The sequence below is a fragment of the Streptomyces sp. NPDC001157 genome (assembly GCF_053598255.1).
In genome coordinates this window covers 29,127-49,021 of the sequence record NZ_JBSFJW010000052.1, presented here as the reverse complement: position 1 = coordinate 49,021, position 19,895 = coordinate 29,127, and the positions used below count along the sequence as shown (strand labels likewise).

Here is a 19,895-nt window from a genome sequence, read left to right as displayed (position 1 = left end):
CCGCTACGACAAGACCGCGACCGTCTACCTCGCGGGACTCCACCTCGCCGCCATCTTCATCTGGTCGGCGAGGTGATCCAAAGGAAACGGCCTAGACCAGGCCTCCATGCGGCCACCACGGATCCGTCCGGACCACGGCCTTGGCCTCCTTACCAAGCGAAGACCCAGACGTCGAGGGGGCTTGCTTCCCCCTCTCCACTCGGGCTCGCCTCACCCCCGAAGCACATGCCTGCCGGAGTGCTCGGCGGACCGTCCGGCTCTGGCGTGACGTCACATGCCGATCTTCTCTTTCACCTCCTCGTCGGGAAGGCGTGTCGGTCTCACGGCCTTGGTGACGGCCCTCTGACTGGGCGCCGGGCCGGTGGCGACCGCGCACGTGGCGCAAGCGCGCTCTTTGCCGCATGCGGTCCGCACGACCAGGTGCGTCGGGCGCTGGACGTGCCCACAGAGCCGCCGAGCGCCGGCCGCGACTCCCGTTACGGGATGCCGCCGACGGTCTGACCCAGCTGCTGCAGCCGTCCTTCGTCCCCATCCAGCAGCCGGTGCCCCATGAGCGTCACCGAGTGCCGTACGTACTGTCCCTCGCGCCGGCTCGCCACCAGCCCCCCGTCCCTGAGGACGGCGAGCTGGTAACTGGCGCTGGGCAGGGCGATGCCGACAGCCGTCGCCACTTCGGAGGTGGTCCGGGGGCCGCCGCGGGCCACCTCGGTGAGGACCGAGGCCCTGGTGCGGCCCAGTAGACGGTCGAGTCCGTTGTCTTTGAGGGTGATCGAGTCGAGCGGCCGTGCGGTGACCGGGTAGACCAGGACCGGGCCGAGGGCCGGATCGGCAAGGGCGGTGGGTCTGCGCCAGCAGAAGTAGGACGGGACCAGAAGCAGCCCGCGGCCCTCCAGATGCAGGTCGCGATGGGTGGGATAGTCCACTTCCAGAACGGGAGCCCGCCACCGTGCGAGCGGACGCAGGCTCTCCAGCAGCGCCAGGACACCGCCGTCGAGGAGGACACGGGAGCGCAGGTCGACCTCGTCACGGATGGCTCTGCGGGCGTGGGCCCAGCGCGGTTCCAGCAACGTCGTGGCGGAGATTTCCAGAGCCTTCGCCAGCGACCGCATGCCGCGGTCTCCCGGTCGGCCGAGCGCCGTGGTCCACCCGGGGAGGGGACGCGCGGCAGCGAGCCTGCCCAACTCGTGTCGCAGTCGGCCGGGGGGAGTGGCCTGTATCTCCTCCAGGGCCGCGGGCAGACCTCCTTCCAGGACGGTCGGGGTGAGGAAGTCGGGGATGTAACCGACGGGCGGGACGAGTGTCTGCAGTGTGTGCAGGGCATGGCCGGCCACCGGGTCCGTGGCGAGGCGCTCACGGACGGAGCGACGCCACGCCCCGAACTCGAGCGGTCCCTGGTGGGTGGCCAACCGGCAGGTGGCACAGATGAGTTCCCACAGCGGGTCCGGCTGACGTGAGATGCGGATGTTCTGTAAGTCGTGGCTGGTGAAGTGGATACGGAGCATGCGGCCTCATTCACGGACAGTGGGGGGTTGGCCGAGGGCGAAGAGCGCTGAGCGTCATCATGGGGGACTGTCAAGTACGGTGCTTGGTTGCGGCGTTGAGACCGACGCCCGGGGAGACCGGCCGGACGCCGCCTTGCTCGGCTGCCCCTCGCAGACCTCGGTCGGACGAGCCGTCGGACGGCTGGGCACGCAGCGTCGCACCGTGAAGCGCCCGTGAAAACCCTGTGGAAGAGGTGTCAGTGGTGCCGTTTATGCTGCACCGGACGATCACGCGGACCAGGGGAGGGGCGCGGCATGTTGGGGAGGCTGTTCGGCAGGGGTGCGGGGAGAGCGGTGGCGGATCCGCACGCCCTTCCCGTTCCGCGCCGGCAGAAGAACGGGATGTACACGCTGCGCGCGCTGGGGGACACGCGGGTGCTGGCGCTGGTGGAGGCAGCGGAGGCGGGTGACTGGGAGGCGGTCAGGGCGGCGCTGGCCCCCTTCGATCTCGGCCGCGACCACCAAGTGCTGGGCGAGCTCGCCGACTTGGACGGTGTGCAGGACTGGATCGGCCGGGCCGTCGAGCAGGACAAGGAACACCGGGCCACGGCCCTGCTGATATCAGGGGCGCGTCACATCATCTGGGGCTGGGAGGCGCGCACCTCAGCCCGTGCCGTGAACGTGAGCCAGGAGCAGTGGCGGGTCTTCCACGAGCGGCTGGACATCGCCGAGGAACAGCTGCTGGAGGCCGCGGAGTTGCGGCCGGAGTGGCTCACGCCATGGCGCCGCCTGCTCACCTCCGGCCGTGGCATGTCACTGGGCCGCGCCGTCAACGAGACCCGGCTCGACGCCGCCCTGCGCCGCGACCCGCTGGACCTGGAGACCCACATCGAGTGGGTGTCGCAGCTCCAGCCCCGGTGGAGCGGCGAGGCCGGCGAGGCCCTGGCGTTCGCCCGTGAGGCGTTCACCGGCGCGCCCGAGGGCCATCGCATCGGCTGTGTCATCGCGATGGCACACATCGAGGACTGGGTCGAGTCCGACAACAAGAACTGCCTCGTCACTCCGGAGATCCAGGACGAGCTGCTGGAGGCGGCCGAGCACAGCATCCTCCATCCCGCCTACGAGCGACGCCCGGGCTGGCAGGAGGACTTCAACATCTTCGCCATGGCCCTGTCGCTGGCCTCCGAGCGCATCGCGTTGCCGCGCGTCTTCCGCGAGCTGGAAGGCGCCTACACCGCGTGGCCCTGGAAGTACATGGCGAAGCCGGAAGAGATGTACGCCCGCGCCCGGCGCAACGCCTGAACCACCACCCCGACCGTCGCTTGTCGCTCACCTCACCCCGGACTGCCCGATGACTCTGCCCGACACCACCGTCAACCCGGCCGGCGCCGACCGCACCTTCCAAGTGGACCTGCGCGGCCTCGTCGATCTCCTCTCCCATCACCTCTACTCCAGCCCTCGCGTCTACCTGCGGGAACTCCTGCAGAACGCGGTGGACGCACTGACCGCGCGGCACGGCCTCGAACCGGGCGCCCCCGCCGACGCCTTCGGCATCCGCCTGTACGCCGACGGTTCGGTGGTACGCGTCGAGGACGACGGCGTCGGTCTGACCGAGGCCGACGTGCACACCTTTCTCGCCACGATCGGCCGCAGCAGCAAGCGCGCCGACCGGATCGCCGAGCAACGCGCGGACTTCATCGGCCAGTTCGGCATCGGTCTGCTCTCCTGCTTCCTGGTGGCGGACGAGATCCACGTCCTGAGCCGCTCCGCCCGCACGCCCGACGCCCCCGCCGTGGAGTGGCAGGGACGCGGCGACGGCAGCTACACCGTCCGCACCCTGCCCGCCTCGGCCCGTCCCCGGCCCGGCACCACCGTCACACTGACGCCGCGCGCCGACGCGGGCGAGTGGACCCGCCCGGTCCAAGTGCACGCACTGGCCCGGCACTTCGGCTCGCTGCTGCGCCACCCGGTGACCTTCGACGACGGCACGGCCGGCCCGGACGCCCCCGTCAACCCCGAGCCCGCACCCTGGTCGCGTACCTACCCCACGCCGGGAGCCCGCTCGCGGGCGCTGGCCTCCTACGGCGAGGAGGTCTTCGGGTTCAAGCCGTTGGACACCATCGAGCTGGACCTGCCGGCCGTGGGCTTGAAGGGCATCGCGTGCATCCTGCCCGAGGCGGTGCCGGCCGGACGCCGCCACGGCCACCGCGTGCACGTCAAGGGCATGCTGCTGTCCGAGCAGGCCGAGGAGATCCTGCCCGACTGGGCGTTCTTTGTCCGCTGCGTCGTCGACGCGGAGAGCCTGCGCCCGACGGCCTCCCGCGAGTCCCTGTACGAGGACGACACCCTCGCCGCGGTCCGTGACGCCCTCGCCGAGCGGCTGCGCGCGTGGATCGCCCGGGCCGCCGCCAGCGACCCGGACCTGCTCGGCCGCTTCCTCCAGGCCCACCATCTGGCCGTGAAGTCGCTCGCGGTGCACGACGACGAGATCCTGCGGATGCTGCTGCTCTGGCTGCCGTTCGAGACCACCGACGGACACGCCACGCTGGACGAGTTCGCGCGCAGCCACCGCACGGTGCTCGTGACGTCGAGCGTGGAGGAGTTCCGGCAGGTCGCGGCGATCGCCTCGGCCGCCGGGCTCGGCGTCGTCAACGGCGGCTACACCTACGACCGTGAACTGGTCCACCGGCTGCCGGAGATCAGGCCCGAGGTCAGCGTCGCCGACCTCGACCCGGCGACCCTGACCGCCCATCTCGACCCCGTCGACCGGGAGACGGAACTGGCCGCCGCGGCCTACCTCGCCCAGGCCCGCGACGCGCTCGCCGTCTTCGACTGCGATGTCGCGCTGCGCACCTTCCAGCCCGCCTCCGCCCCCGCTCTCCTCCTCGACAGTCGCGAGGCCCGGCACGAGCGCACCCGCTCCCAGCTCGCCCGCGAGCAGCAAGGCGGCGTCTGGGGCGACATCCTCGGCGCCCTGCGCCAGGAGGCACCGAAGGCCCAGCTGATCCTCAACCAGCTCAATCCGCTGGTGCGCACCGCTGTCACCATCGACGAGCCCGAGCTGGCCCGCACCAGCGCCGAAGCCCTCTACGGGCAGGCCGCGATGCTGTCCCGGCGCCCCCTCAGGCCCGCCGAGTCGAGCCTCATCAACCGCTCGTTCCTCGACCTTCTCGCCCACGCCCTCCGCAAGGACAGCTGACGATGCCGACCGCACCCCAGAACACCGACGAGCTGTACCAGGCGCTCCAGGAGAACGACCGGCGCCCCTACGGCCGCACCCGCTCCGTCACCGCCGAGGAACTCGTCGACGCCGCCGAGCAGTTCGGGGAGTCCCTCCCGCTGGTCCACGCACTTCTCGAACTCCAGGAGGCGTACACCTACGGCTCCGAACCCCGGAAGTCGCCCGTCGTCTTCGCCCGCCTGCTCACCCTCTTCGACGAGCAGCCCGACGTCTTCGACGACCGCCTGCGCCACCAGCTGTTCTGGCGGTTCAAGTGGGTGGCCCACGCCCTGCTTCAGCTGCCCGAGATACCGCTGGCCAGCCTGCGCCAGTGGCTGACGGAGATGCGCGACCGGTACGAGAAGGCCGACCTCGGCCTGCAGCCCTACTACGGACAGGCCTACCAGCTCGCCGCCCATGTGGGCGAGGACACCACCCTCGCCTACGAGCTGTGGGCGGGCCGCACCCGCACCAGGCTCAGCGACTGCGAGGCCTGCGAGACCTGCGAGCGCGCCCTGTACCACCTGGAGGCGGGCGACGACGAGCGGGCCCTGCGCACCTGGGAGCCCGTCCTGGCCGGGAAGGAATCCTGTCACGAGGAGCCGGCCCGCTCCATCTCGTACGCACTGCTGCCCCTGCTGCGCACCGGCCGCAGCGACCAAGCCCGCGAACTGCACCTCGCCGGCTACCGCGGCTGCCGCCGCAATCCCTCCATGGCCCAGGAGGTCGCCCGGCACCTGGAGTTCTGCGCGCTCACCGGCAACGAGGCGCGCGGCCTGGAACTGCTCGCCGAGAACCGCAGCCTGTTCGACGACGTCGACTCGCCGCTGGATCTGCTCGGCTTCCTCACCGGCGTGGAGGTCCTCCTCCAGCGCGTCGAGCTCCTCGGCCACGGCGAGCAGCCCGCCGCCGGGTACGCGGGCCGCACCTGGACGGTGGCAGGACTGCGCGCCGAGGTGAGCGGCCGCGCCGACGACCTCGCCGCCCGTTTCGACGCCCGCAACGGAACCACGGCCCACACCGACCGCCGCCGCGCCCGCCTCGACCGTGCCCCGCTCCTGGACGCACTGGAACTGACCCTGCGCCCGCGCAGCCTCGACGACGTGGCCCCGGCCGCCCCGGTCGCCGCGCCCGCCGCCCGTACCCCCGCTGCCGTTCCCGACTCGCTGCCCGAACTCATCCTCCAGGCAAGGAAGTCGGACGAGCTGGGGCACCCGGACGCACACGCCTGCTGGGCACGGCTGCGCACGCTCGTCGCCGCCTCCGACTACACCCACCCCGACGACCCGGCCGTGGGCCCGCTCGTACGGCTGCGCGCCGACCTGCTGGCCGACGAGGCGAGCCGGGCCGGCAACAAGAACGAGTTCGCCGTCGCCGCCGAGCTCCACGAGGAGGCCGCGGCCCTGTACGACGCGGCCGGTCGGCCGGGTGACGCGGCGTCGGCCCGCGCCTGCGCGCTGCTGGCCGGCGCAGAGATCCCCGCGGAGAGTGCCACGGAAGGAGCCGACGAAGCCGAGGCGAAGGCCGCCGCGCTGACCGCAGCCCACGCGTCCATGGTCCGCCTGCACGAGGAGACGCCCGACCTGGCCCCGTTCCAGGAGGCCCGCCTGCTGCGACTGCGGGCGACCGCGCTCGCCCTGCGCCTGCAGACCTCACGGAGCGACGAGCACGTCGCGCCGGTCCTCGCCGAGGTGGACCTGCTGCACGACTTCGCCACCCGGCACGACATCGTCGGGCAGATCTCCGGCGCCCTGCAGCTGCGGGCCAGCACGTACGCCATCTCCGGCCACCTGCCCGCCGCGGTCACCCAGACCGACGCTCTCCTCGACCGGCTGAGGGAGCACGGTCCCGCCTGGCACCTGCCCCGCACGCTCGGTCTGCGCGGCCGCCTCCAGCTCGGCCTGCGGGACGCGAAGGCCGCACACGCGGACCTCACCGAGGGCCTGCGCCTGGCCGCCGACTGGCCGGCCGACTCCGTCGACACCACCCGCCTCCACGGTGATCTGGCCGAGGCCTGCATGCACCTGGGCCGGCCCGACGAGGCCCTGCGGCACCTGACCCGCTCCGCGGAGCTGGACCTGCGCCACGGCAGCCGGACGGACGCGTACTGCACCTACAGCAACGCGGCCCGACTCAGCCTCGACCTGGGCCGTGTCGAGGACTGCATCGCCCTGCTCGACTCCCTGCTGGCCGAACCGGACATCGCCGCCGGAGAGGTGGACGACCGGCTCGTCGCCCAGCTGCGCCTGACCCGCGCCCGCGCGCTGCACGCGGGCGAGGACCTCAAGGCCGCCACGGCGGAGTTCGTCGCCCTCGCGGCCGAGTCGGCCGGCTGGGACGACGACCCGGGAAGCCATGCCATGATCGCCGCGGAGACGGCCGTACTCCTGGGGGAGTCCGGCGAGTTCACCCGGGCGCGCGAGGCCGCGGACCAGGCGCTCGCCGCCCACGCCCGGGCTCCGCGGTACGAGCAGCTCAGCAACTGCCTGCGCGAACTCGCCCGTCTCCAGGCCCAGCAGCAGGGCCCCGACGGCCTGAGTGAAGCCCTCGCCTTCCTCGGCGACGCCGGCCGGATCGCCGACGAGGCCCGCACGGCCGGATACGAGGCCCACGGCCGCTCCCTGGACACCGCCCTGGCCTACGAACACGGACGGGTCAACGCCTACGCCGGCGAGTACGAGGACGCCCTGTCCGCCCTGGACAAGGCCCTCGCACTGCTCGGCGAACCGGGAACGGACGACGACCGGGCCGCAGAGTGGGCCGAGTGCATCCGCCTCGCAGCCGCCGTCGAGGGCCTCTACCTGGAACGCCCCGCCCCCGCCCTCACCCGCCTCGATGCGGCGATCTCCCACCTCACCGCCCTGGGCCACACCGAGGAGACCGAGTCGTTGACCTCTTTGGCGGCCCGGCTGCGCGACGAGGAGTGAGCAGGACGGTGCGGGTCAGGCTCGGTTCAGCCGTGCGGCGATTCCGTGACCGATCAGCAAATACATGACTGCCGGGAGGCCGTAATTGAGGATGACGCGTAGACCCTCCGTGTCCATCGTGAAAATGTCCTGCGACCACCCGGCCAGCCAGTCCGCCATTCCGTGCACGAACGTGACGAATACATTCGCCTGGTTCGCGTCGAGCAGGAACAGCAGAATCCACAGGGCCAGCAGCCCCGCCGCCGTGTCGGCGATCGTGCAGATCGTCAGCGCCGCGCGCCGGCCGGTGGCCCGACGTTGCGCGGAGCGGTCCGGCCCCGGGGGCTGGTTGTACGTCTGGTATCCGGAAACCGGGTCTGTGTTGCTCACGGGAAATCCGATCTGACGAGTTGTCGTGTTGGCACGGTCGCCCGGGGCGTCTGAATTCAGTCCGAGGTTTTTCCCACGCCTCTGTTCCTCAGCGCCCTGCCGACGTGTCCGCGTTACACCTCCATCCGCGATGTCCCAAATATGGTTGCCTATTCGGTCACTTACCCAAATTACGAGAGCGGCCCGAGAATGTCCTGGGACTCGATGAGTCCTTGGTCGCTGGGTGCCTTGCCGTCGTCGAAGACCCGGGCGGCCTGGCGGGCCCGGAATTCGAGGTGGGCCTCGGAGGGCTTGGCGTAGCCGTGGCGGGCGCGGGCCTCCGCAGGCGTCAGTACCTCCTCCTTGCGGGGAGGGACGCCGAGCTTCATCGGTGCGATCACCGCAACGGTGGAGGGCGAGAGCCGTGCCAGCAGGCGTAGTTCGGCCTTGGGGCTGAGGTGGGCGAGCGCGAAGGCCGTTCTCATGACGGGCACGATGAGTGTGTCGAGGAGACGTGACTGCCGGATTCCCGCCATCTCGCGCATCCAGCGCGGCATGGTGGCGATCGTGGCGATCCGCTGTGCCTTCGCGACGGCCAGGCTCGCCGGTTTCGCCCACCATGGCGTCGGTGGCAGCACGAGCTCACTCCTGAGCAGGTGGTTCATGGCCTGCCGGGCGATCGGGCTGGCGGACAGCCGTGGGCGCATGTGATCGAAGTACGTCCGGACGCCTTCACGGCTGCGGGGGATGTCGTCGGGGGAGCAGGTCTGCAGTTCCGCGGCGACCGCGCAGGCCTGCCAGTACTCCTTCTCCTCCTGTGCGGTGAGCTTCCCGGGGCCGTACTTCTCGTATGCGTAGAGGATCGAGTGCCAGCCGGTGAGCTGGATCCACAGCTGCGATGCAGGGTCGTTGGCGTCGTAGGTCCCGCCGCCGTAGGGCAGTTCGCCGATCGCCTTGGAGTGGACCTTGACCAGGACGTCCGCGGCTTTGCACACCTCCCGGGAGCCGGCGAAGGCCACCATCGCGAAGTAGCGCAGGGTGCGGTCGTAGCGGGTGCGGGAGCGCCGGTAGATGCCCTGGGTCGCGTGGACGGCGGCCACCAGTGGCGGGTCGAGTTCCTCCACCACCACGGCCCGCTGAAAACCCACCGTCGGCGCGGTCGGATAGCTCCAGACCTTCCACACCACCGAACCCGGGCCGAAGAAGCCGTAGTCCTCGTGCGGTGCGACCTCACTCCACTTCGACTTCGCCATGGAGCCGCTCCTCATGCGTCCGGGCGTCCGCCGCCCTCGATTACGACACTACTGTCTTAAATTAAGACACGCATGTCGTAAGATGCCAAGGTGTCAGCACCCGCAACCTCGGAAGACAGGCCGCGCAAACGACGCCCCTACGCCCCACGTGTCCCGCTCGCGGAACGCCGTGAGCAGCTGCTCGACGCGGCCCTCGCCGTGATCGTGAGCGACGGCTACGACCGGGTCTCCATCGATGCCATAGCGAAGCGGGCCGATGTCGCCCGGTCGGTGGTCTACGGCGCCTTCGAGAACCTCGACGCCCTCCTGACCGCGCTGCTCGACCGGCAGCAGGCGCGCGCCTTCACACGCCTGCTGGAGACCATCCCCGGCGCGCGGGATCTGCGCGACCCCGCCGCCTTCGTCTCCGAGGCGGTGCGCCGGATGTCCGCGATGCTCCGGGAGGACCCCGACACCTGGCGGCTGATCCTGCTGACCCCGGGCAACATGCCCGCGGTCGTCCGCGACCGCATCGAGGCGGACCGCGAGCGGTTCCGGCTCCGGGTCGAGCAATGGATCTCCATCGTCCTGGCCGACAGGGGCGGCCCCGCACTCGACCCGCAGGTCCTCGCCCATGCCCTCGTCGCCTGCGCGGAACACTTCGGACGCATCGCCCTCACCGATCCCGGCAGATTCGACCCGCCGCACCTGATCGACCAGGTACAGGTGATCCTCGACGCCCTCTGGCCGCCGACGCGTTGACGGTACGTCAGCTGAATCGGGCGATTCCGTGCCGGCTGGCGAGGGCCGCGACGATGCCGGTCCCGCGGCCGTTTTCGTGGTGTCCGGCGAGGTGCGGGCCGCCGGGTATGGGACGTCGTCGTCGACGTACCGGCCCTGCATCGGTGGCCTCGATACGGAGCCCGCGGCAGGTGCCGTGCTCCGGCATGGACAGCCCCAGCACTACCGGCGGCGGCGCGCGGACGATCGCCCGCCCGCCCGCCGGCGGCGGTGGCCGCCGGCCTCGCGAGCATCGAGAAGCTCGGAGCGGCCGCACCCGACGACCAACTCCCTTACTTCCTCAACAAGTTGCTTGACGAACTGCTCGGCACTGCCGGCCTCGACGAAGGCCCGATCATCGCCCAGCAGGTCATCGACGGCGACCGCATCCGCACCTCCGACGTCCTGGCACCGTGCCACTCCGCTGAGGGCGGATCGGGCGGGCACCGGCGGGAGAAGTGTCTTTGTTGTGAGACTGCTGTGGAGCAGTGTGGCGAAGTTCTGGTTTGATGCCCCACGTGTCGCTGCACGAACTGCGCATGACGGTGCTCGGCGAGGTCGGTGCCGGAATCCGGGCCCGGCCGCTGGAGCTGGGTGGGCGGCGGCAGCGTGCCGTGCTAGCCCTGCTGATCGTCGCCCGGGGCTCGGTCGTCACCCGTGACCGGCTGGTCGAACGCGTCTGGCGCGGTACGCCGCCGCCCAGTGCCGCCGCCTCGCTGCACGCCCATGTCTCCCACCTCAGGCGCTGCCTCGAACCGGAGCGGGAGGCGAGGGCGCGCGCCGGAGTCATCGTGAGCGAGGGGGCGGGATACGCCTTGCGGCTGCCGGACGACGCGGTGGACGCCTGGCGGTTCGAGGCGGCGCTGCGGTCCGCCGCCGTGCACTCCGACCAGGGCCGGCCCTCGGCGGCGGTGTCCGACCTGGAGGCCGGGCTGGCGCTGTGGCGGGGCCCCGCCTACGCGGAGTACGCCGGCGAACCCTGGGCACGCCCGGAGGCCGTGCGTCTCACCGAACTGCGCGAGCTGGCCCGCGAGCGTCTGCTCGCCGCCCGCCTCGCCCTCGGCGAGGACGCCGTTCTCGTGCCCGAACTCGAATCCCTGGTCGCAGAGGACCCCCTCCGTGAGGAGCGCCGGCGTCTGCTCGCCCTCGCCCTCTACCGCTCCCACCGCCAGGCCGACGCCCTGGAAGCCCTCCGACGCGCGAGGAAGCTGCTGCCCGCTGGGTCGTGTGCTCCAGGCACGGCCCTGGGCGACCTGGAAGCCGGCATCCTGGCCCAGTCTCCTGCCCTGGACGCCCCTTCCCGCCGGATACCGGCCCCCCGCACAGACGTGCTCGTGGAGCGCGACCTCCACCTCGCCGAGCTGCGCGACAGCCTGCGCGACGCCCTGGAGGGCAGACCCGGCGTCGTGCTCATCGAGGGCCCGGCCGGCATCGGCAAGAGCCGCCTGCTCGGCGAGGTTCCCGAACTGGCCGCCGGAGAACGGGTCCTGACCCTGACCGCCAGGGGCAGCCAGCGGGAGAGGGACTACGGCTTCGGGGTCGTACGCCAGCTGTTCGAGCGGGTGGTGAGCGGCAGCGAGGAGTCCTTCCTCACCGGCGCCGCCGTCGCGGCGGGCGCGGTCTTCGGAGGGATACGGGGGCAGCAGCCGCAGAGCTTCGCGGTGCTCAACGGCCTGTGCGAGCTGACGCGGAAGCTGGTGCGAGCCCGTGGGCCGCTGGTGCTGGCCGTGGACGACGTGCAGTGGTGCGACAGCGGTTCGCTGCGTTTCCTGGCGTATCTGGCGGGCCGGCTCGAAGGGCTGCCGGCGCTCATCGCCCTCACCCTGCGGACGGGGGAGCAGCAACAGGGCGAGGAGCTGCCGGGGACGTTGACGACGGATCCGTCAGTGGTGCGGATCAGGCCCGCACCGTTGACGGCGAGCGGGGTCGCAGGCCTCGTACGCCGGACGCTCGGCGAGGAGCCCCAGGAGGAGTTCACGGCGGCCTGCCATCGCGCCACGGCCGGAAACCCGCTGCTGCTACGGCAGTTGCTGCGCGCGCTGCACACGCGCGGAACGCGGCCCGATGCCGCGCACAGCGGGGAGGTCGCGGAAACCGGGGCGCGGGCGGTGTCCGGGCTGGTGCTGGGCCGGATCGCGCGGCTGCCCGAGGGGGCACGGGCCGCGGCGCAGGCCGTCGCCGTGCTGGGAGACGGGGCGGCAACGCTCGCCGAGGTCGCTGCGCTCATGGAGCGCCCGGAGGCCGAGTCGGCGCAGGCGATCGTGCCGCTCGTGCAGGCGGACATCCTGCGCGACGGCCGGCCCTACGCCTTTGTGCACCCCCTCGTCGGTGAGGCCGTCTACCGTGAACTTCCGCCCGGGGAGCGGCAGTTGCGGCATGAGCGGGCGGCCCGGGTGCTGTCCGCCGCGGGCGCACCGCCGGAGCGCACGGCGGCCCAGCTGCTGCTCGCCCCGCACCGCGGTGATCCGGGTGTGGTGGAGATCCTCTGCGCGGCGGCCCGCGAGGCCGTCGGCCGGGGCGCCCCCGACGCCGCCGCCACCTACCTCACCCGCGTTCTCGACGAACCGCCCACCCCCGAACGCCGCCCCGAGGTCCTTCTCGAACTCGGGCGCGCCGAGATGCCCGGCAACGGCCCGGCCGCCGTCGAACACCTCCGTCAGGCCTACGACACCCTCGCCGATCCGGAACGCAGAGCGGTCGCCGCCCTGCTGCTCGCCCGGATCCTGGTCTTCGCCGGCGGCCACGGCCAGGCCACCGAGTTCGCCCGCCGGGCGGCGGCGGAACTGCCCGCCGAGCTGAGCGACGAACGGCAGGGGCTGCTGGCCCTGGAGCGCATCAGCGGCTTCATGCACGGCCTGGACCAACGGCTGTGGCGCACCGTCGAGAACCCGGTCGTCGAGGGCGAGGGTCCCGGCGCGCGGATGCTCGCCGCCAACCTCGCCCGGGAGGCCGCCTCGGACGGCAGCGACCGGGCCCGAGCCGTCGAACTGGCCCGCTTCGCCGTCGCCGAAGGAGTGCTCCAGGCCGCCGGGGAGGAGATGCTCTGGTACACCGCCGCCATCGTGCTGCACCTCGCCGACGAGGACGTCGGCGAGCTGTGGGACGCGGCGGTGGCCCGCGCCGTCGAGCGCGGCTCACTGTTCTCCGTCCTCGCCACACACCTCTGGCGCGGCTTCACCCAGTGGAACCAGGGGGACCTGAACGCGGCACGGCAGTCGCTGGAGACCGCGGTCGGGCAGTCGGAGATCTGGGGTCTCGCGCCGGGCGCCCCACAGGGCCGCACCTTCCTGACCGCCGTCCTGCTGGACCTCGGCGACACCGCCGGGGCTCGCGCCTGTCTGGAGCGGATGCGCGGCTGGATTCGGGGAACGGAGGGCCAGCGGCTGCTGGGGGAGAGCGAGGCAGGCGTGCTGAACGCGGAAGGGCGCTACGAGGAGGCGCTGGCCGCCCTCGACGGCGTGGGGCACCTCCAGCCCGCGGTGGCCAACCCGGCCTGGTGGCCCTGGTCGCTGCTGCGGGTACGGGCGCTCGCGGGCGTCGGTCGGCGGGCCGAGGCGCTTGCGCTGGCCGAGGAGCAGCTGACGGTCGCCCGCGGGTGGGGAGCCCCCAGCACGCTGGGGCGGCTGCTGCGGATCGTCGGACAGCTGCGCGGGAGGGAGGGCGAGTCCCAACTGCGTGAGGCGGTCGCCCTCCTGGCACCCGGCCCGGCACGCCTGGAGCACGCCCGCGCGCTGTGTGCGCTCGCCGCACATGCCTCGGAGGACGAGGCCGGCTCCCTGCTGAGCCGGGGGCGGAGCATCGCGCGGGAGTGCGGGGCCGTGGGCCTCGCGGAACGGTCTAACAGTCGTACGTGAAGCTGGTCGAGGCCGTCACCCGGTCCGGCGACAGCACTTCGAGGGTGGCGGTGGCCTTCATGGTGCCGCGGCCGTCGAAGCTCCAGCGCAGCACGACCTTCGAGCTTCTGACGTTGCGGCCGACTTCCTGGTGGAGGACGGCCGACGCCGTGCCGTCGCTGCGCTTCCAGCGGTAGTCGACGGTGCCGGCATGGCCGTCCGTCCTGAGGACTCCGGTGACGACGACCGTCTTCGCGCAGTGGCCCACCTCGGGCGCCGTGACCGTGGCGTCCAGCACGTTCAGCGGTGACCCGGCAGCCGTGCAGGAGCGCATGGCCAGCACGACGGCCACGACCAGGGCGATCACCACCACCAGGGACCGCAGTTCGCGTCGCCACCACGGCCGGGGGCGCCGAGCGGTCACGCCTGACGGGACCTCCGGGGTGACCGTGCCCCGCCAGATGCCCGTCGCGCGGTTGTCGGCCGTGCCCGACGTACCGGGTACGCCGGGCCCGAACCGGGTCTCCCCCTCGGCCGCTTCCGAGGGCGGAAGGTGCAGGGTGGCGGCCGGATCCGTCGGCGGGAGGGTGGCGGTGAGGTCGGGATCGCCGGGCCGGGAGGCCGGGTCGGTACGGGCGAACCGCAGCCGGGGGTCCTCGGAAGGTGTGCTCATCGGGGCGGGTCGCAATCGACGGGAGCCGCAGTGGACTGGAAGGAACCGTTGCCGGAGTCGGCCGCGGGATCGGTGGTGATCCTGACGCCGAGGTAGTCGGAGCGCGTCGGGACGGGGAAGGCGTGGGTGTAGCGGCCCGAGATCTGCGTCTTCCCCTTGGGCAGTGCGACCGGGTCGGTGGCGACGACGGTGCCGACGGCACCGGCCGAGTCGCTGACGTACCAGCTGAGGTAGAGGGTGCCGTCGGCGGCGCCGTCGGTCGTCGCGCTGACGGAGGCCACGATCGTGCAGGCGGCCGAGGTCGGGCCTACCGCGTTGATCTGCGCCGAGGTGACGTCGAGGGCGGGCGGCGGTGAGGAGGTGCCACCCCCGCTCGTGGAACCACCGGCTGTCGTCGTCCCGCCGCCGGTGGCGCCACCGCCGCTCGTGCTCGTACCGCCGGTGGAGGTGCTGCCGCCGACGGTCCCACCGCCGCCCGTGCTGCTCGTACCGCCGCCCGTCGTGGACGTCGTCCCACCTGCGCCCGACGATCCGCCGCCCGAGCCGGCGGAGGTCCCGTCGGCACTGGGTGAGGCGCCGTCTTTTCCGGACGCCGACGCGGACGGCGAATCGGTGCCGGAGGGCGACGCGGAGCCGTCCGATGCCGAGGGACTGCCGTCCGGGGAGTCGGCCGACCCGCTCGGACCGGTCCCGTCGGCGGAGCCGCCCGATCCCGCACCGGACCCGGCACCGTTCGTCGTGCGGTGCCCACCGCCCCCACCCGTGGCGACCGCCGTCACCGCGACCCCGCCGACCACCAGCACAACACCCGCCGCCAGTCCGGCCAGGATCTTCCCTCTCCTGCCGGGCAGCCGACGGGCGCCCGCCCCGAGGGTGGTCGTGGCCAGGGCGGTCGTGCCCGAGGCCGTACCGTCCGCCAGCGGGAAGAGCAGGAAGAACAGAGCGGCGAGGGCGGCGAGTTCGCGTCGGCCGTTCTCCTCCCACTCCTCTCCGTACGCGCCCGCCGCGACGGCCTCCAGCTCCTCGACGAACGCCGCCGCGCTCTCCGGACGCTCCTCGGGCGTCTTGGCCAGGCCCCTGCGGATCAACGGGCGCACCGGCTCGGGAGCCAGCTCGTCCGGGATCGGCGCCTCGATGTGCTGGATCGCCAGCTCGGCCAGCGTCTGACCCGGGTAGGGCTTCATTCCGGTGAGGCACTCGAAGAAGGTCGCGGTCGCCGCGTACACATCGGTGGCCGGCCCGGCCGCGCCTCCGGTCCACTGCTCGGGTGCCATATAGGTCGGGGTGCCCGAGGCATTGGCGGCCACCCCGCTCGGCACGGCGATGCCGAAGTCCACCAGCTTGGAGGAGCCGTCGGCGGCGACCAGGACGTTGTCCGGCTTGTAGTCGCGGTGCACGACCCCTTCCGCGTGGGCGGCCGCGAGGCCGAGCAGCGAACCCTTGAGCACGACGAGCGCGGCTTCCGGGGTGGTGGCGCCGTGCTCGCGCAGCAGCTTGCGCAGCGGCACGCCGTCCACGAGCTCCATGACGATGGCGGCACCGCGCGGACTCTCGACGTACTCGTACAGCGCCACGACATGGGGGGAGCGGAGCTCGCCCAGCAGCCGGGCCTCGGCGCGGAAGACCTCACGGAAGGCGGGGTCGTCACAGAGCTGTTCGGCGAGGTACTTGATCGCCACGTGGGTGCCGGTGGTGTCGTGCGTGGCCAGGACCACCCGCCCGCTGGCCCCCGAACCCAGCTCCTTGATCCGTGTGTAGCCGGGGACCGCCCACGGGTCCCCACCGCGTGTCGCTTCGCTCATGTCCTCTGCATCCGGCCCGTCCCCCGGACCGCCCCCGTTCGTGCGCCTGCTGCGTGATGCGTCTGCTTCGTCTGGGACCTGGACGATGCACCATCGGTCTTGCGAACCGCTTGCAAGCCGATCGCAAGTCGGGCGTCGGATTCTCCTGCCGACGGCATGTCGTACGCCGGTCACACAGGGGGGAATCGGCGTACGACGCCGTCCTTCGAGGTATCCCCGCAGGTCACGGCGGACAGGGACTGCCGGGCACGCAGGTGCTCCAGGCGAGCCGGGCCGTCGGTCGCAAGGGCGAGCGCCTCCCGGAGTTCGGCCGCGCCGTCGGTTCCGCGCGCCTCACCGAGCAGCCGCAGCACCCGGGCAACGGTGCCCGGCGCGCCCCACCTGCGGGCCATCGACAGCTGCTCCCGGGCAAGCAGTTCGGCCCGGTCCTGCTCACCCAGCCCGGTCAACGCCCGCACCCGCAGCAGTTCCCCGTCCCACCACACGGGGTTCAGCACCTCGGGCTGGAGATGCCGTACGTCGTCCAGAACGGCCAGCGCCTGCGCGTACCGGCCCTCCGCGATCAGCACGCGAGCCTCGCTCTCCCCGCGCAACCGCGCCCCCTCGGCACCCGCGCTCCGTTGCCGCATCCGTTCCAGACAGGCACGCGCCGCGGCGACGTCCCCCAGGTCGAGCAGCACGCCCGTCAGGAAGGCCCGGCACTGCGGGGCGCCGGGCCTGACGCCCCACGCCCCGAACTGTTCGAGCGCGGTCTCCAGAGACCGGCGCGCCTGATCCAACTCGCCGTGCCGCCACCGCGTGAACCCCTGCCACAGGTGCGCCGAGAGCGCCCCGATCAGCGACCCCCGCTGCCCGGCGTACGTCAGCGTCTCGTCCCACAGTCGCCTCACGTCCTCGCCGGACAGCTGCAGCACCACGCCCGCGGTGCACCAGGAGAGGATCTCGCCGCTGTGCAGCAGTACCCGTTCGGTGAGCGCGAACCGGGCGGAGGCGAGGGCCGCGGCGCGGTCGAGGCCCCGGACGGTGGCATCCCTCGCGGCCTCGGCGGCGAGCATACGGGCGCCGGGCCCGTCGCCGAGGGTAGCCGGCGGTCGACCGTCCGTGCCTTCGGTGCCGGCGGTGCCGACGGTGCCTTCGGTGTAGAGCCCGTGCGCGAAGGCGCCGAGCCGCGCCAGGGCCACCAACCCCTGCCGCTCGTCGGCCGTACCGTCCGCGACGGCTCCCCCGCTGGGCGTCAACCGCGCCGCCGCCCGCGCCGCGAACTCGGCCGCCTCACCGGGCTTGCCGGTGTAGATCAGCGTCTGCGCGAGCAGGCGCGCGGCGCCCACGGCCGACGGTGCCGCCTCGTACGCCTCCCGCAGATGCCGGGCCGCCGCCGGCCCGTCGACGAGCGCTTCGGCCCGGCCCAGTTCCAGCAGCACTTCGGGCCGGACGTCCCGCGCGGGCGGTTCGAGCAGCGCCCGGGTGAGCAGGGTGGCTGCGGCGTCGTGGGCGCCGCGGGCGCTCGCGCGGGCCGCGGCGGCGCGCAGGACGTCGACCACCCAGCGGTCGCCCCTGTAAGGGACCAGGAGCAGATGCGCGGCGATCCGCTCCGGAGCCGCCCCGGCACGGTCGAGCAGCCGCGCCGCCCTCGCGTGCAGGGCCGGACGCTCCCGCTGGGACACCCTCCGCAGCACGGCCTCGCCGACCAGGGGGTGGACGAAGTCCAACGGGTACTGGTCACGGACCACTTCCGCCCGCACCAGCGCGGCCGTCGCCGTGGTCACGTCCTGCTCGGACAGTTCCGCGAAGGCGGCGACCGCCGGCAGCGAGGCCCCGCCTCCGAGCACCGCGATCGCCCGTACGACGTCCGCGGTGGCCGACGGCAGCCGGTCAAGGCGGGCGAGCAGGAGATCGGAGACGGCACGGATGCCGGCCTCCTCCACGACGCGCGGATCCGTCCCCTCTCCCGCCGTCTCCAACGTCGCGAGCACATGCGTCAGCAGCAGCGGCAGCCCCGCCGACACCCGGTGGCAGGCCTGGACGACGTCCTCGTGCACCAGGGCGCCGAGTCGGCGGCGTACAAGAAGACCGACACCTGCCGCGCCGAGCGGCTCCGGCCGGATGTGCACCACCGCCGGATCCTGCACGATGTCGGCCAGGACCTGCTCGTTCTCGTCCAGGGCAGCAAGTTCGCCCGTGCGCAGCGCGGTGACGACGAGAATCGGCAACCTCTGGATGCGCGGCAGCAGATGGGCAAGGAAACGCAGGGACGCCGTGTCGCAGGCCTGTAGGTCGTCCACGAGGAGCAGCAGGGGCCGTTGCGGCGTTTCGTCGACGGTGACGAGGCGCTCGGTGAGTCGGTACAGCGCGTGCAGAACGTCGAAGCCGTCCGGTCCGTCGGTGCTCCGCCCATCGGAAACCGGCGTCGCCTCGGCCGGCAGCAGGCCACCCTCCTCGGTGACTTCAGGGCCGAGCAACTGGCGTACGACGGCGTAGGGTTCGCGCGGGCGGGAGAGCGAGGGAGCGTGCGCACCGCGTACCCGTACGCCCGACTCCCGGCCCAACCGGGCCGCCTCCGCCAGCAGTGCGCTCCGGCCGATCCCGGCGGGGCCCTGTACACACACCAGCCCACCGCGTCCGGCGACCGCGTCCGACACGCACTCCTGCAGCTCGGCCAACTCGTGTGCCCGCTCGACGGGTTGGCCAAAGGCAGACGTGACCGACGACCCAGGCGGCGGTACGGGCACGGCGAGGCGCGGCGCATCGGACAGGACCTCGGCCTCGACGGCACGCAGGGCGGGACCTGGATCAATGCCCAACCGGTCGGCAAGAGTACGGCGGGCGCGACGCAGGACGGAGAGGGCCTCGGCCTGACCACGGGCCCGGTAGCAGGCAAGGGCCAGCAGGGACCAGCGCTCCTCGCGCAGGGGCTGTTCGGCGACGAGGTCCTCGGCCTCGTCGAGCGGCGCCTCGCCATGCTCCCCGCGCTCCAGGCGGGCCGCCAGGAGCCGCTCTCGTACCACCTCACGCAGCTCCGCAAGACGCGCCGTCTCGGCCCGCGTCCAGGGTTCGTCCTCGAACCCCGCGAAGGCCGGGCCCCTCCAGAGGGCGAGTGCTTCGGTGAGCAGGCCGACCTTGTCCGTCGCGGATGTTCCGTGCCGACCGGCCTGTTCGAGCAGCGCCTCGAACCGCCAGGCGTCCACCTCGTCGGGGGCGAGACGGATCGCGTAACCGGCGCCCTCCCGCAGGAGGACACCGCTGCGGGAACCGGCCGTCCGGGCCGGTTCCAGCTCCCGCCGCAGCCGCGAGACGTACGCCTGCAGAGCACCGACCGCGCTCGGCGGCGGCTCCTCGCCCCACAGGGCGTCGACCAGCCCGTCGCAGGTGACCACAGCGCCCCGAGCCAGTACCAGCAGCACGAACAGCGCACGCGGCCGGGGCCCACCGAGGCTCAGGACCCGTCCGCCGCGCGTCACGGTCAACTCACCGAGCACACCGACCCGCAGCCTGGCGACCCCCCAGGCCTCCGGCCCCGGGGCGCCCGGTCTCGGCCCCTCACCGTCGGCGTGCTCCACACGCCCCATAGTGCCTGGCACGGGCCCACCTGGACGAGTGGT

The 19,895-nt window shown here is 72.6% G+C and carries 12 protein-coding genes; 6 read left to right on the top strand and 6 right to left on the bottom strand.

All coding sequences use genetic code 11. The features are described from left to right. Nucleotides 1-476: 476 nt before the first annotated feature. Nucleotides 477-1,502 (bottom strand): ArsR/SmtB family transcription factor, encoded by a 1,026-nt coding sequence (locus tag ACWDAG_RS44180; RefSeq protein ID WP_450701226.1) that lies wholly within the window; start codon nt 1,500-1,502, stop codon nt 477-479. A 294-nt stretch (nt 1,503-1,796) separates the two neighbouring features. On the opposite strand from ACWDAG_RS44180, the gene ACWDAG_RS44175 reads away from it, so the two are divergent. Genes ACWDAG_RS44175 through ACWDAG_RS44165 form a run of 3 tightly spaced genes read left to right on the top strand, consistent with a single transcriptional unit; the run spans nt 1,797 to nt 7,628 of the window. Next, on the top strand, nt 1,797-2,783 hold the full coding sequence (locus ACWDAG_RS44175) for a hypothetical protein (RefSeq protein ID WP_450701225.1): 987 nt from the start codon (nt 1,797-1,799) through the stop codon (nt 2,781-2,783). Nucleotides 2,784-2,832: 49 nt separating this feature from the next. Continuing rightward, nucleotides 2,833-4,680, top strand: coding sequence for an HSP90 family protein (locus tag ACWDAG_RS44170; RefSeq protein WP_450701224.1), 1,848 nt, complete (start codon nt 2,833-2,835; stop codon nt 4,678-4,680). Between the two features lie 2 nt (nt 4,681-4,682). Beyond that, complete coding sequence (locus ACWDAG_RS44165) at nt 4,683-7,628, top strand: hypothetical protein (RefSeq protein ID WP_450701223.1); 2,946 nt, start codon at nt 4,683-4,685, stop codon at nt 7,626-7,628. Between the two features lie 15 nt (nt 7,629-7,643). On the opposite strand, the gene ACWDAG_RS44160 is transcribed toward ACWDAG_RS44165, so the two are convergent. Next, a complete protein-coding gene (locus tag ACWDAG_RS44160; RefSeq protein ID WP_450701222.1) occupies nt 7,644-7,997 on the bottom strand; it encodes a hypothetical protein in 354 nt (117 codons plus the stop codon). Between the two features lie 170 nt (nt 7,998-8,167). Further along, complete coding sequence (locus tag ACWDAG_RS44155) at nt 8,168-9,229, bottom strand: oxygenase MpaB family protein (protein ID WP_450701221.1); 1,062 nt, start codon at nt 9,227-9,229, stop codon at nt 8,168-8,170. Nucleotides 9,230-9,319: 90 nt separating this feature from the next. On the opposite strand from ACWDAG_RS44155, the gene ACWDAG_RS44150 reads away from it, so the two are divergent. From ACWDAG_RS44150 to ACWDAG_RS44140, 3 genes are all read left to right on the top strand, one after another. Further along, nucleotides 9,320-9,970: a TetR/AcrR family transcriptional regulator gene (locus ACWDAG_RS44150; protein ID WP_450701220.1), complete on the top strand. Its 651-nt coding sequence runs from the start codon at nt 9,320-9,322 to the stop codon at nt 9,968-9,970. 249 nt (nt 9,971-10,219) lie between these two features. Then, nucleotides 10,220-10,498 carry a hypothetical protein gene (locus tag ACWDAG_RS44145; RefSeq protein WP_450701219.1) on the top strand — a complete coding sequence of 93 codons (279 nt, stop codon included), beginning with the start codon at nt 10,220-10,222 and terminating at the stop codon, nt 10,496-10,498. Between the two features lie 8 nt (nt 10,499-10,506). Further along, nucleotides 10,507-13,842 carry a BTAD domain-containing putative transcriptional regulator gene (locus ACWDAG_RS44140; RefSeq protein WP_450701218.1) on the top strand — a complete coding sequence of 1,112 codons (3,336 nt, stop codon included), beginning with the start codon at nt 10,507-10,509 and terminating at the stop codon, nt 13,840-13,842. Here the strand turns inward: ACWDAG_RS44140 and ACWDAG_RS44135 are convergent. The 3 genes from ACWDAG_RS44135 to ACWDAG_RS44125 form a co-directional block, all read right to left on the bottom strand. Continuing rightward, nucleotides 13,826-14,494 (bottom strand): hypothetical protein, encoded by a 669-nt coding sequence (locus ACWDAG_RS44135; RefSeq protein WP_450701217.1) that lies wholly within the window; start codon nt 14,492-14,494, stop codon nt 13,826-13,828. The genes ACWDAG_RS44140 and ACWDAG_RS44135 overlap by 17 nt on opposite strands. Next, a complete protein-coding gene (locus ACWDAG_RS44130) occupies nt 14,491-16,296 on the bottom strand; it encodes a serine/threonine-protein kinase (protein ID WP_450701216.1) in 1,806 nt (601 codons plus the stop codon). The genes ACWDAG_RS44135 and ACWDAG_RS44130 overlap by 4 nt, the downstream gene beginning before the upstream one ends. Before the next feature lie 170 nt (nt 16,297-16,466). Further along, a complete protein-coding gene (locus ACWDAG_RS44125; RefSeq protein ID WP_450701215.1) occupies nt 16,467-19,853 on the bottom strand; it encodes a BTAD domain-containing putative transcriptional regulator in 3,387 nt (1,128 codons plus the stop codon). Nucleotides 19,854-19,895 lie beyond the last annotated feature (42 nt).

Coding starts and splice junctions, on each gene's coding strand:
- ACWDAG_RS44170 (WP_450701224.1), top strand. CDS start 2,833: ATGACTCTGCCCGACACCACCGTCAACCCGGCCGGCGCCGACCGCACC.
- ACWDAG_RS44175 (WP_450701225.1), top strand. CDS start 1,797: ATGTTGGGGAGGCTGTTCGGCAGGGGTGCGGGGAGAGCGGTGGCGGAT.
- ACWDAG_RS44165 (WP_450701223.1), top strand. CDS start 4,683: ATGCCGACCGCACCCCAGAACACCGACGAGCTGTACCAGGCGCTCCAG.
- ACWDAG_RS44135 (WP_450701217.1), bottom strand. CDS start 14,494: ATGAGCACACCTTCCGAGGACCCCCGGCTGCGGTTCGCCCGTACCGAC.
- ACWDAG_RS44180 (WP_450701226.1), bottom strand. CDS start 1,502: ATGCTCCGTATCCACTTCACCAGCCACGACTTACAGAACATCCGCATC.
- ACWDAG_RS44155 (WP_450701221.1), bottom strand. CDS start 9,229: ATGGCGAAGTCGAAGTGGAGTGAGGTCGCACCGCACGAGGACTACGGC.
- ACWDAG_RS44130 (WP_450701216.1), bottom strand. CDS start 16,296: ATGAGCGAAGCGACACGCGGTGGGGACCCGTGGGCGGTCCCCGGCTAC.